The organism is Treponema sp. (genome assembly GCF_052169735.1).
GTDB lineage: Bacteria > Spirochaetota > Spirochaetia > Treponematales > Treponemataceae > Treponema.
This window is the reverse complement of the sequence record NZ_JBQNBW010000028.1, coordinates 21,220-33,106: the sequence shown is the minus strand read 5'-3', so window position 1 is coordinate 33,106 and position 11,887 is coordinate 21,220. Positions and strand designations below refer to the sequence as shown.

Sequence of the window (11,887 nt, the reverse complement as noted above, 5' to 3'; positions counted from 1 at the left end):
TGCAATATATGGCGCATACGCTTTCTTGCATTGTCAAACCATAGCAAGTTTGTCTGCAGCCTTGCATTCCTTTTAAAAGAGATCAATTCTTCATAGTATTCCTCGCCTTTCGGGTAGCATTGCTATCCACTACGATAGTTTTTGTTCTTGGGTTTCCAACGAGGATGCCCTTTAGTCGTCATTTTTCTTTTTATCGAAAAAAAAAGAAAAAAAGCTCCCTACACAAAGGAGATATAGTATGAAAAAGCGTTTTTTACTTCGTTATAAACTGATGGTTATTTTCGGTTTGTTAGTTGCTGCAGCGTCTCTTATAGAGATAGTACTTGCGGTATATACGGCACGGTTGGCGGTAACTGAAAAAATTTCCGATCACCTTGTCGATAAGGCTGCCGATACTGCCGGTATTCTTGATGGTCAAGTTACTGCCTTTTGGCAATTATTTGAGGGGATTGCCCGTACACCGATACTACGGGATTCTTCTGTTTCATATGAGCAGAAAGCCGCGTATTTAGCAAAAGAAGCTGCCTTCAATGATAGAATTCACCGGATGGATTTATGTGATATGCAGGGTATCCGGCACACAAGTGAGGGAAAACTTATCGATGTTTCAGATCGGAACTATTTCCGTGTAGCTGCACAAGGTAAGCGTTTTGTTGCGGAACCTATTGTATCCCGTACCGATGGTACATTTGTATTTGCATTTTCGGTTCCTATCTATGATGATAATCACAATGTTGTGAGCGTTTTGGTTGCAAGTGTAGCAGCGGATGTTCTTTCAAAAGATATCAGTGCTATTACTGTTGGTAAGACCGGTTACTGTTATGTATTGGGGCTTACGGGAACTATTATAGCGCATAGAGATTTTACTTTGGTAGCGCAAAAAGTAAATATGGTTGAGAACTCAAAAACGGACAGCAGTTTGCGTTCAACCGCTGCTTTTGAGAAAATAGCTTTGGATACACATGAATCTTCGATCGGTTTTTATGAGTTTAGAGGTATTAGCAAAATCGGTTCGTATGCAGTTATGAATACAACCGGGTGGAATGTTATTATATCCGCACCGGTCGCAGAATTTATGGGTATTGTACGGTCGTTGCGCAGGTCAATGATTATTATCGGTGTATTTATATTGCTGTCTGCTGTGATAACTATCTATCTAGTTGTCCGTGCGGTTACGAAACCGATTCAAGGTACGGTAGATGCTTTGCGGAATATTGCACAGGGTGAAGGTGATCTCACAGTGAGACTTCCTGTTACCGGTAATGATGAAATTACCGACATGTCCGAGTATTTTAACGACACAATTGCAAAAATCGCCAAATTGATACGAGTTGTTGGAAACAATAGTACCGCAATGGAGTCAGTCGGTACGGAGCTTGCCTCCAATATGACTGAAACTGCAAGCGCAGTGCATCAAATTAGTGCAAACATCGATGGCGTTAAGCAGCAGGCACAGAGCCAGGCTGCAAGTGTTTCCGAAACGGCAGCAACCATCGAAGAAATTGTCCGCACCATTAAGCAGCTTAATTCGAGTATTGAAACGCAAGCGGCAAGTGTGGCGCAATCTTCTTCGTCAGTGGAGCAGATGGTTGCAAATATCGCTTCTATCGGTCAAACACTTGGCAAAACCGATGAGGTTATCGGGAGTCTTACGGTGGCGACAGGGGATGGTAAAGCAACGCTTGGAATATCAAATACGGTAACGAATAAAATTGCGGAAGAATCCGGCTCATTAATGGAGGCATCAAGTGTTATTCAGCATATTGCGTCTCAAACGAACCTTTTAGCAATGAATGCTGCAATCGAGGCGGCTCATGCAGGAGAAGCGGGGAAAGGATTTGCAGTTGTTGCCGACGAAATCCGCAAACTTGCCGAAGAATCTTCCGTACAGGGAAAGACGATTACTACTACGCTGAAAACCTTATCCGGTGAAATTGAAACCCTGTCTTCTGCTTCTAAAACGGTGGAGGAAAAATTCAATGTTATTTTCAATCTTGCTGAACAGGTCAAGGAAATGAGTAACCGGCTCACTGAATCGATGCGGGAACAGGAGTCCGGCAGTAAAGAAGTACTATCTGCGATAAAAAATATCAATATGATCACAACGGAAGTACAGGCAGGATCGGAGGAAATGCTGAAAGGCGGTGAAGGAGTTGCGGCAGAAATGCGGAAGTTGGATAACCTTACCCGTATTATTACTGACAGTATGAATGAAATGGCTTCCGGTGCATTGCAGATTAGTAACACAGTGCAGGAAGTTCATAACATTACTCAGCAAAATAAGCAGAGCATACAAAACCTTGCCAATGAAGTAAAAAAATTCAAGGTGTAATGTTTGCTCCTGCAGGCAGTCAAGAGCCGCGGCTCAAAAAATGTCGGGGTAAGTCTGCCGCACGGATAAAGCGTCTTGTGGAGGGGGTATGCTGCGTTGTGAGCGATTACCCCCGAAAATACGTGTATCTTACGAAAAAAGAGAATCCTGCAATGCCCGCATTTTTAAAATACGGGCAATAGAGATTTTTTCAGGAGCTGTTTTCCCTGTTTCACGTATTAGTAAGAGGGCATCGTTTTCTGCCTTTTCGATGGTAAGAGGACTCCCTGTTATCACCCGCTGCCCCGCTGCGGTATCGAGGGTGAGTTCGAGCAGCTGCTGTGCGGTGATAGCGGATTCTGCGAGGTGTATCTTACCGAGAAAATCAAGTCCGCCGGCTTCGCGCACTTCGGTTCCCGGCGGTACCTCTGCGAGCTGTTCCGGTATGATAATCAATTTTTTTGCAATTTTTTCTTTTATATTTTGCTTTTCGTCCCGGCTCATCGGCAGGGTATCTGCAATAGTTTCCAATACTTTGATGTACTCGCGGTATTCTCTTTCTTGCTTAAAAGGCTGCTGTTCGCCGGTACATGCCGGTAAATCATTGAGGAAAGACTCATGCTGTGTAAGCGGTGCAAGGGGGACAGCGGTGTACCGGGTATGTGCGGTAGTGTGATAAAACGTAGCATTTAAGCCTGCCGTATGCAGGATAGTGCGGATAGATTCAAACTCTACCGGCTTCATAAGATATACACCGTCAGCTAATTCCCGTGCAACCATACGCTGTAATTGCTGGTTTTTCTTAAAAAGCTGCCGTTTTTCTTCTGCCGCAACCATCACAAAGCCGTGATAGAGTCCGATAGCTGTTGACTGTAAGTACCATTCGGTAATGCTGACGGCAATGTTCTGCGGGAGTGTCCCGCCGGTAGCCGCTGCCAGCACATCGGTGAGTGTTTTATCCGTTTCTCCCTGCGCAAAGCAGCGCATACAAGCTGCTCTGGTTATGGAAAAGCGGGCTGTCGTCAGGACCGATACCGGCTCCATACAACTGAGTATCGGCAATATGCTGTCAATAGCCGTATACGGCAGTACGGTAACCTCGAAGGAAGGCGCTGCAATCACAGGCTGTGCTGCGGTTTCACGGGATGCGTAACCGGTATTCACCTGCCAACACTGTTCTGCCGGCAGGAGGAATCTGAGTACTTTCAGATAATTGATGAGGGTCAGCTGAGCTTCGCTACTCTGCATACCGGGAAACAGCGGTGAATCTCTGCCGGATTCAAAGAGCTGCTTTTTTAGGAGAAAATCAAAAAAACGCAGGAGCGTCTCATCGGTATAGCATCCTTCAGGCTGCAGCGCATTCAAAAAGTCCGCAAAAAATTGTGCTCTTAACTGGAGTGTTTCCCGGCGTGTATGTCCGCATACTGCTGCAGCAATGTAGAGTTTCCTGTCAGGAGGCGCATAGTTACAGAAAGTCTCCCAACGTTCCTTCTGCGGGATAAGCTGTGTTTCATTCCGCAGCAATAATCCGAGATTCTGCAAACCTTCTGCAAGCAGTTCAAAGCCTCGCGGTTCAGAGGCAGCTTCTTGGAATACTGTCGTCAGTTGTTTTTCTATTTTTTGTTTGAATGCACCGCCGCTTTTTAATACTGCCGGCTCTTTTAAAAAAAATGTGTACAAGCCTATCAATACCATGTCGTCGCAGAGTGTTATGTCTGTTTGCGCCTGACTGGTATATTCCGGTCTAAATAGTGCTGCAGAATCCAGCTGAGGGGCAATTGCTTTGTATAAGAGCGGATTAATACGGTAAACTTTAACCGTTGCCATGCTGTGAGATACATAATCCGTTCGATAGAGCAGCAGCCGCTCTTCCAAATTGATAAGCCGCGCCGGTATAGCGGATTCGGCAGAAAGGAATGAAATTAAAGTATCCTTGCTTGCTATGTGGAGGATATGGACTGCCGTTAAGATCATACTATCGATCCGGTCAAGGCTTTTTACGATAATAGCTTGTGTGCCGGGTTTGGATAAAAAACCGGTTAGTTTTTCGACAAGCCGCTGCTTATTAAACGGCGTTTTTATTTCGCCGAGGTATAAGCGCATTAAATCGAAAAAAGTTTTGCTTGGGAGCCGGAGTAATGCTTCTTTCCAGCTGGTGTATTCGTCTATATCCATCGTACCTGCTACCGTGCTACAATTGATGCCTTAATTTCGGCTGTTTTTTGATCTCCATACAGCGCATTGATAAGGGCAAAACTGAATTCTTCGGCAGCTCCTGCACCGCAGGCGGTGATAAACTGTCCATCTCTTATCACTCTTGTTCCTTTAATAGGAGGTGTCGGGAGGTCTTCGCCCATCCCCGGATAGCAGGTAAACTGCTTATTGGTGAGCAGTCCCCATCCGCCCAGCACAAGTGCCGGAGCTGCACAAATCGCCGCAGCCAAGCCTCCGCACCGTACAACAGCAGTAACGAAAGAGTGCAAGCGTTCACTTCCGGCTAAGGTGCGGCTATTGGGGAGTCCTCCTGGTAATATGACCAAGGCAGTCTTTGCAGCCAGCTGTTCCAGTTCCGCCGTTTCTTCAGCGCTGCCTAAAGAAGCAGTACAGAGGCTTTCGAGGCTGCAATCGCAGGTGAGCGTAAGAGAACGCGCGGAGCGGATAACCGTTGAACCGACTCCCACGAGGGTAAGGTCTGCTCCGCAGCGGCGTAAATAGTCAATCGGTGTAACGGCTTCGACTTCTTCAAACCCGTCGGCAATAAATAAAAAAACTTTCTGCATTTTTTCTCCTCGTATAGGAATCTCAGGAAAACCTCTAAAAACCTGATTTGCAACCCGATTTAGCGGATATGATAAATCATTGCCTTACAGAACAAGCCGATAGGCTTGATGGTTTTAAAGGTTCCCGATTTGTATTTGTTTATCGTTTCCTCCGCTCGATTTCGCTCTGGCATTCAATACACATGGCAGCATAGGGAATGGCTGTAAGCCGGGCTTCCGGTATTTTTTTGCCGCATTTAAGGCATTTACCGTATTTGCCCTGTTCAAGCCGGGCAAGAGCCGAGTCGATCATCTGCAGCCGTTTACTGTCTTTTTCGCTCATATTTTCCAGCATTTTCCGGTCGGTATCTTCCGAGGCAATATCACCGAAGTCTTTCGGATCGACCGATTCAATGAGCTGTTTGAAGCTTTCATTGTTTGCGACAAATGTTTTGACGATCTCGGCACGACTTTCTTGCAGCAATGTTTTCATCTGCTGATAAAATTCTTCCATATTTTTACAACTCCTCTTATTAGTTGACAAATTAAGAAATAGTTCTTACAATTATACCCATGAATTTGCAAAAAAAGCAAGTATGTTCTTTTTGGAGGAATTGTGGCAAAAGAAGAAGCAATAGAAGTTGAGGGTATTGTAAAAGAATCTCTGCCGAATACGATGTTTCGGGTTGAGTTAAAAAACGGGCATGTGATTTTAGCCCATTTATCAGGAAAAATGCGCAAGCATTATATCCGTATTGTTCCCGGAGACAGCGTGAAAGTCGCGCTTTCTCCCTATGATTTAAACAGAGGGAGAATTATCTTCCGCGAACGTTAAAGGGTACTAACTGCTTTTAAAAAATGAAGCGAATGCCAGCTTGAGGTTTCTAACACCGCGGACAAGAAGCGGAATACCGATAATTAAACCGAATAGACCGAAGAGCGCACGGAAACTTAATAGTCCGAACCAGAAGTATAAAAGCCCTGTAATCAATGCACCAATACCTTTTTTACGTGAAAGCGGTTCGGACTCCGGCTCCTGTGGAGGTGTTTCGTAGAATGTCCACGTATAGCGTGTACCGAACATCTGGTCATCTTCATCAGTGCTGCCGGCAGCGTTCCGGTAGGTGAAGGGGTTTTGCTGAGTGTAGGGCTGGTATTGCTGACTAAATGTGCCGCCTGCATCATACTGAGCCCGCTTCACCGGATCAGACAATACGGAATACGCTTCGTTGATTTTTTTAAACATTTCCTCTGCTGCTGCATTACCTTGGTTTTTGTCAGGATGGTATTGCAGCGCTTTTGCTCGGTATGCTTTTTTTATTTCTTCTTCGGTAGCTGTTTTATTTACCCCGAGAGTTTCGTAATAATTCATGCATATTATCCTATTGTAGTGCCCTTAAAGGGGAGACCGTTCAAGATGCAGTCAAGATTATCCAGATCGGTACCCCCTGCGCATATTACCCGGATTCCTGCTTTTTGCGCCCGGAGACTGGCTACAGGGTCAAATGGAACATTCTTACCCGGTACCCATTCGGTTCCAACCATTTGGATAAAGCCGTCCCATGAAATAGAATCAATCGGTTTTGCATCAGGATTTTTTTTAGGATCGTCGGTATATACTTTTTCGATGTTGGACAGATTTACCACTTGCTTTGCAGAAAACCGTTCCGCTAAGAGAACGGCATCGTTATCGGTAGAAAATCCGGGCTTCCATCCCGCTGCTATTAAAACCTGCCCTGCAAAGTCCGCCGGTGCCGTGGGATCATAGACTACCGGATTTGGGCAGATATCCGAAAAAACTGCTTTTAAGAGCTGTGCATTAAGCCGGGTTGCCATAATTCCGATCCAATCTGCTTCATCATTTGAAGTGCTGCCGGCAATATTTTTATATGCCGTTTGGTACATCCGTGCCGGACCGCCTCCTCCGACAACCATAATAAGCTTTCTTTCTTTTGAAACGCTCAGCCACTTGCGTATACGGGCAGAAAAATCCCGCAAAAAGGACTCATTTGGCTGTTGAGGAACTACAATCGACCCGCCTACTGATAATACTTGTATCATTTTAACCGCTCCTTCTGATGGAATGCGTGAATTCGTTTTACAGAGAATAAACCTGTTCGGCAACACAATTATTGAACAGGTCTAATATACGGTATAAATATGAGAAAATCAAGCGCAACGGTAGGGATTCCAGGCATGTCAAAAAAGCGAGCTTATCTTGACTCTCTGCAATCTTCATTGTAGACTTAGCCTCATCATGTCCGGTTATCTCTCATAATTCTAATACTGGGCAAAAGGAGCGTTATTATGTTTAATAAGAAACTCGAAGAGGCTTTAAACGACCAAATCAATAAAGAACTGTATTCGGCATATCTGTATCTCGGCATGGCTGTACATTTTGAATCCGAAGGTCTGAAAGGCTTTGCCGGATGGATGAGGGTGCAAGCAAAAGAAGAACAAGAGCACGCGATGAAAATCTACGACTATTTGTTCTCTGTAGATGGAACCCCGGTTTTAAAGGCGATCAAAGAAGTCCCTACCCATTACGAAAAAAAGCCGGTTGAAATTATTCAAGATGTGCTCAAGCATGAACAATTTGTAACCGCTTCGATCAATAGCCTCTATGAGCTTGCTCTTGCAGAGAAGGACTACAAAACTCAGCTCTTCCTCCAGTGGTTTATTAAAGAGCAGGTGGAAGAAGAAGAAAATGACCGCGATATACTCGATAAGTTCAAATATATCGAAAATAACGCAGGCTTACTTCTCCTTGACAGCGAGTTGGGAAAGCGCGAATAGTTCAAAATAAATCCGCCGTTACAACCTTGCACAGCGCACCTCGAAAAATGTAAGTTCTAGGGATTCATCATAGCTTCAGCAGGCAAGAAAAGCCGAATTGATAACAAAGATTCGGCTTTTACACTTACGGCGGTATGATACACAAGGAGTGTTTTTGGATACCTCATATACAATCGTACTAGAAGATCACGCGGTTTTATCCTCGTTATGTGGCTCAAACGATGAGAATTTACCCCTTTTTGAAAATTATCTTGGCGTTCCTGTTATTTGCAGGGGGAACGAGGTAACCGTACTAAGCTCCGATCAAACAGTGTGTAAAAAGTTCCAAAAACTCATGGACACGCTGCTGGCAAGCCCGGATATTACTTCCGCCAGCTCAGCTGATTTTATCTCTGCCTGTCTTTCTGCCAATCCATCACAGCCAGCAGCTACGCAGCAGCGGGCATTTGTGCCGCAGTGTATTCATATCCCCCGCGGTATAAAATCAGTCTATCCTAAAAATAGAAAGCAAGCTGCACTCATAGAGTCCATCTATAAAAACGATATAACTTTCGGACTCGGTCCTGCCGGAACAGGGAAAACCTACATTGCCGTGGCGCTTGCTTTGAAATTGCTGCTTTCGCATACCGTGCGCAAACTTATTTTAACCCGCCCGGTTGTAGAAGCGGGAGAAAGCCTTGGTTTTCTCCCCGGCGATCTGGTGCAGAAGATAAATCCCTACCTTCGTCCGCTTTTTGACATTATGGAGACCCTTCTTCCGGCGGATGTGTTGCGTAGTATGGAAGAATCTAATATCATTGAAGTAGCTCCGCTTGCTTATATGCGCGGTAGAACGCTGCATAACGCTGCCGTTATTTTAGATGAAGCGCAAAATACCACAAAGGAACAGATGAAGATGTTCCTTACCAGAATGGGAGAAGGTTCAAAACTCATTATCACCGGAGACCCCTCCCAATCGGATATACGGGGCAAATCAGAATCGGGACTCACCCATGCGGTCTCTTTAATCAGTACTATAGAAGGAATTGGAGTTATCGAATTTTCTGCAAATGAGGTTGTCCGGCATTCTCTGGTGCAGAAAATCATCAATGCGTATGAAAGGTAAGACAAGTTTTCACTCTCTTAAATCGATTCTTATACCCCCCTTAAAAGCCTTTTTTACAAGGTTAAAAGACAGCTTCTGTGCTGAAAAAATTTTTTTCAGCCTCTTTATCGTGAGCTTTTTTATTGTGATTGCAGCTCTGCTGGTTACTACGCTCGACCGCGGCGGACTTGCCTATCTTGAGTTAGAAGACTTTGCTGTCGGCAAGGTGGCAGAACGTGATGTTATTGCAAGCAGGGATATTTCTTATACGGATCAGCAAGCAACCGAAATACGGAGGGCAGCACGTTTACAAACCATTGCGCCTATTTTCCGGCAGGACACCGGGCTTGTCTCCACCATACTAAAAAAATACGATGAGTTCGTATCAGCTGCCCTGCTGCTGCACAATGCCGGAGATACCGCTTCTTTTGAGGCACAAATTCAAGATCAGTATCCGGGCTTTTTTGAGCTGACATTGCTCAAAGATTTAGAAAAAACAGAAGATATCAATGCGCTGCTTGCTGCTGCGCAAACTGTTTTGAAGCAACTACTGGCTATCGGTATTGCCGAATTTCCTGAAAAAGGGATTGAACAGCTCAGCAAAACGGAAATTACCCTGTTAGCACAGCATGGAAACAATCGTGAGTACACCAATGTGCAAGTTAGTGCAGTAATCAAAGCAGAAAATCTTGGGCAATATATTAAAAATGCAGTGGAAACAGCAAGCATCCCGTTTCATGCGGAAACCATTCAGGCGTTAATTCAACCGTTTTTACAGCCGACAATCATCTATGATGCGAAAGAAACAGAGATGAGGGTGCAGGAACTCATTAAACAGCTCCAGCCCGTTACCGTTACTATCCAGAAAAATCAAAAAATTATTAAACGGGGTTTTATTGTTACTGCGGAAAATTACCGCCAGCTGCAAGCGTACACCGAAGCAGGCACGTATTTAGATATCAGCAAGTTTTTAGGACTTGCGGCGTTTATATTTTGTATTTATGCCATCGGTGTCTTTATTTTTTCGCATCAGGCCATTTCAATCCGCTTAAAAGAAAGCCAAAAAATCTTTTTACTGCTTATTTCGCTCACAGTATATCTTGCAGTACTTTTTACCGGACAGTCGGCTTTTTTTGTGCGTCCGATGGATATTATTCCCTTCCTTCCCGCAGCCCTTACTGCAATGCTGGTTACAACGCTTGTTTCTGCAAAAATAGCAATACGGCTGGAATTTCTCGTTATGCCGGTTGTACTCACTGCAACGGGGTTTAAGCTTGAGCCGGCGTTGTTTGCTCTTTTTTCCGGGTTAGCAGCGGTTTCTTTAACCAATCTTACCGGGCGGCGCATGGATTTGATTAAAACTTCGTGCCAGCTTGCACTCATCCATCCGGTTATTGCCGCCGTGCTGTTCTCTGTTTTTCCGAATTCATACAGCGATTTTATCTTTGTGCTGTTCGGCTCGGTGGTAAACGGCTTTATCAGCGGTATCTTCGTGCTAGGCTTCCTGCCCATCTTGGAAGACCGGCTCAACACGCCGACCTGCTTCCGCCTTATGGAGCTTTCCGACCTCAATTCACCGACGATGAAGCAGCTCCTTTTAACGGCATCAGGTACCTACAACCATACGATTATGGTTGCAACATTGGCGGAAGCAGCCTGCCGCGAAATCGGGGCAGACGCGCTGTTAGCGCGAGTCGGTGCGTATTACCATGACATTGGGAAGATGCCGAACAGCGAATACTTTGTAGAAAATCAAACCTCGTATAACAAGCATTTGGACTTAAATCCGCGGCTTTCGGCTGCTATTATCCGCAGTCATGTAAAACTTGGAATAGAAAAGGCAGAAAGTATGCGGCTGCCGCGGGAGGTAATCGATATTATCGGGCAGCATCACGGTAACTCATTGGTGCAGTATTTTTACGCAAAGGCAAAAGAGCTGGATTCCAACGTCAGCCCCGCGGATTTTTCCTATCCCGGACAGCCGCCGCGCACAAAAGAAGCAGCCGTTGTTATGCTTGCTGACGTGAGCGAAGCAGCATGCCGCACCTTGGATCATCCTTCCGTACCGCGGCTGGAAAAGTTTATCGCAAAGTTGGTGCAGGGTAAGATGGAAGCGGGACAGCTCGATTACTGTGATCTCACCTTGAGAGAGCTGCACATTATCAAAGAGTCTTTTGTAACAACCCTTGCCGGATATTACCACTCCCGCATTAAATATCCAAACCAGAAAGACCCTGACGAAAAGAAACCTGCGGAAAAAACCGGTGAGGAAAAAACACCGGAGCAGGAAAATACTGCTGCGCCGGAAAAAGAGACAGAGAAAAAGGCTGTGCAGCAGGGGACACCGGCAGTAAAAGGGATTTCTCCCGAAGTAAAAAACTACCTGCAGATAGACCTCGGCATTACAACAACCGAGCAATCTGTAGAAAAAGATTCACCTGATGGAAATAGAAAAAAGGACGGATAAGATACTATGAATACGATTGGGGTTGCCTGGCAGGATATTCCCGAACCGAAATGGGGAACTGCGGTTGAACCTTTTTTGCACACTGTTCTCGCACAATTGGAGCATTCTAACTGGGATTTATCGGTTGTATTTTGTAACGATGCATTTATCCACGAACTCAATAAAACCTATCGGCATATTGATTCTGCGACGGATGTACTTTCGTTTGAACAGGGCGATGAATACGACGATGAGGATGGAAGTCTGCGTTTTAATGCGGGCGATATTGTAATTAGCCTCGATAGTTTGCGCTCAAATGCCGAAAATTTTAATGTAACGATGAATGAAGAACTCAAACGGCTGTTAGTGCACGGCATTTTGCACCTCAGCGGGATGGATCACAGCGATAACGATCCTCAGCAGCCGATGCTGCAATTACAAGAAAAAATACTCGGTTCGTATACCGATGCCATTATTTATCAGGAATAAGT

Annotated in this window: 11 protein-coding genes; 6 read left to right on the top strand and 5 right to left on the bottom strand. The window is 45.1% G+C overall.

All coding sequences use genetic code 11. The annotated features are described in order from the left end of the window. The first annotated feature begins 238 nt into the window (after window positions 1-238). The gene (locus tag ACTTJ8_RS06225) at window positions 239-2,332 is read left to right on the top strand and encodes a methyl-accepting chemotaxis protein (RefSeq protein WP_442720640.1); all 2,094 of its coding nucleotides are present in this window, start codon (window positions 239-241) and stop codon (window positions 2,330-2,332) included. 129 nt (window positions 2,333-2,461) lie between these two features. Here ACTTJ8_RS06225 and ACTTJ8_RS06220 read toward each other — a convergent pair whose 3' ends face one another. From ACTTJ8_RS06220 to ACTTJ8_RS06210, 3 genes are all read right to left on the bottom strand, one after another. Beyond that, window positions 2,462-4,486, bottom strand: a complete 2,025-nt coding sequence (locus ACTTJ8_RS06220; RefSeq protein WP_442720639.1) for a hypothetical protein — start codon at window positions 4,484-4,486, stop codon at window positions 2,462-2,464. Between the two features lie 8 nt (window positions 4,487-4,494). Continuing rightward, the gene (locus tag ACTTJ8_RS06215) at window positions 4,495-5,091 is read right to left on the bottom strand and encodes a DJ-1/PfpI family protein (RefSeq protein WP_442720638.1); all 597 of its coding nucleotides are present in this window, start codon (window positions 5,089-5,091) and stop codon (window positions 4,495-4,497) included. Window positions 5,092-5,230: 139 nt separating this feature from the next. Then, on the bottom strand, window positions 5,231-5,584 hold the full coding sequence (locus ACTTJ8_RS06210; protein ID WP_442715822.1) for a TraR/DksA family transcriptional regulator: 354 nt from the start codon (window positions 5,582-5,584) through the stop codon (window positions 5,231-5,233). A gap of 102 nt (window positions 5,585-5,686) precedes the next feature. Between ACTTJ8_RS06210 and infA the strand changes: the two genes are divergently transcribed. After that, complete coding sequence (infA, locus tag ACTTJ8_RS06205) at window positions 5,687-5,905, top strand: translation initiation factor IF-1 (protein WP_442715823.1); 219 nt, start codon at window positions 5,687-5,689, stop codon at window positions 5,903-5,905. A 6-nt stretch (window positions 5,906-5,911) separates the two neighbouring features. Here infA and ACTTJ8_RS06200 read toward each other — a convergent pair whose 3' ends face one another. Both ACTTJ8_RS06200 and pyrH read right to left on the bottom strand, forming a co-directional pair. Then, window positions 5,912-6,442, bottom strand: coding sequence for a J domain-containing protein (locus ACTTJ8_RS06200; RefSeq protein WP_442720637.1), 531 nt, complete (start codon window positions 6,440-6,442; stop codon window positions 5,912-5,914). Window positions 6,443-6,447: 5 nt separating this feature from the next. Further along, entirely contained in the window at window positions 6,448-7,131 is a 684-nt protein-coding gene (pyrH, locus tag ACTTJ8_RS06195; RefSeq protein ID WP_442715825.1) for a UMP kinase, read from the bottom strand. Window positions 7,132-7,377: 246 nt separating this feature from the next. Here pyrH and ACTTJ8_RS06190 point away from each other — a divergent pair, with 246 nt between their 5' ends. The 4 genes from ACTTJ8_RS06190 to ybeY all read left to right on the top strand — a co-directional run bounded on the left by ACTTJ8_RS06190 (window position 7,378) and on the right by ybeY (window position 11,885). Beyond that, window positions 7,378-7,866: a ferritin gene (locus ACTTJ8_RS06190; protein ID WP_442715826.1), complete on the top strand. Its 489-nt coding sequence runs from the start codon at window positions 7,378-7,380 to the stop codon at window positions 7,864-7,866. A 154-nt stretch (window positions 7,867-8,020) separates the two neighbouring features. Next, the gene (locus ACTTJ8_RS06185; protein WP_442720636.1) at window positions 8,021-8,971 is read left to right on the top strand and encodes a PhoH family protein; all 951 of its coding nucleotides are present in this window, start codon (window positions 8,021-8,023) and stop codon (window positions 8,969-8,971) included. Then, on the top strand, window positions 8,961-11,417 hold the full coding sequence (locus ACTTJ8_RS06180; protein WP_442720635.1) for an HD family phosphohydrolase: 2,457 nt from the start codon (window positions 8,961-8,963) through the stop codon (window positions 11,415-11,417). Before ACTTJ8_RS06185 ends, ACTTJ8_RS06180 begins: the two co-directional genes overlap by 11 nt. A 6-nt stretch (window positions 11,418-11,423) precedes the next feature. Further along, window positions 11,424-11,885 carry an rRNA maturation RNase YbeY gene (gene ybeY, locus ACTTJ8_RS06175; protein ID WP_442715828.1) on the top strand — a complete coding sequence of 154 codons (462 nt, stop codon included), beginning with the start codon at window positions 11,424-11,426 and terminating at the stop codon, window positions 11,883-11,885. Window positions 11,886-11,887: the final 2 nt, after the last annotated feature.

Excerpts from the sequence above, each read along its gene's own strand:
- ACTTJ8_RS06180 (WP_442720635.1), top strand. The coding sequence starts at position 8,961 with ATGAAAGGTAAGACAAGTTTTCACTCTCTTAAATCGATTCTTATACCC.
- pyrH (WP_442715825.1), bottom strand. The coding sequence starts at position 7,131 with ATGATACAAGTATTATCAGTAGGCGGGTCGATTGTAGTTCCTCAACAG.
- ACTTJ8_RS06215 (WP_442720638.1), bottom strand. The coding sequence starts at position 5,091 with ATGCAGAAAGTTTTTTTATTTATTGCCGACGGGTTTGAAGAAGTCGAA.
- ACTTJ8_RS06210 (WP_442715822.1), bottom strand. The coding sequence starts at position 5,584 with ATGGAAGAATTTTATCAGCAGATGAAAACATTGCTGCAAGAAAGTCGT.
- ACTTJ8_RS06200 (WP_442720637.1), bottom strand. The coding sequence starts at position 6,442 with ATGAATTATTACGAAACTCTCGGGGTAAATAAAACAGCTACCGAAGAA.
- ACTTJ8_RS06225 (WP_442720640.1), top strand. The coding sequence starts at position 239 with ATGAAAAAGCGTTTTTTACTTCGTTATAAACTGATGGTTATTTTCGGT.
- ACTTJ8_RS06190 (WP_442715826.1), top strand. The coding sequence starts at position 7,378 with ATGTTTAATAAGAAACTCGAAGAGGCTTTAAACGACCAAATCAATAAA.
- ybeY (WP_442715828.1), top strand. The coding sequence starts at position 11,424 with ATGAATACGATTGGGGTTGCCTGGCAGGATATTCCCGAACCGAAATGG.
- ACTTJ8_RS06220 (WP_442720639.1), bottom strand. The coding sequence starts at position 4,486 with ATGGATATAGACGAATACACCAGCTGGAAAGAAGCATTACTCCGGCTC.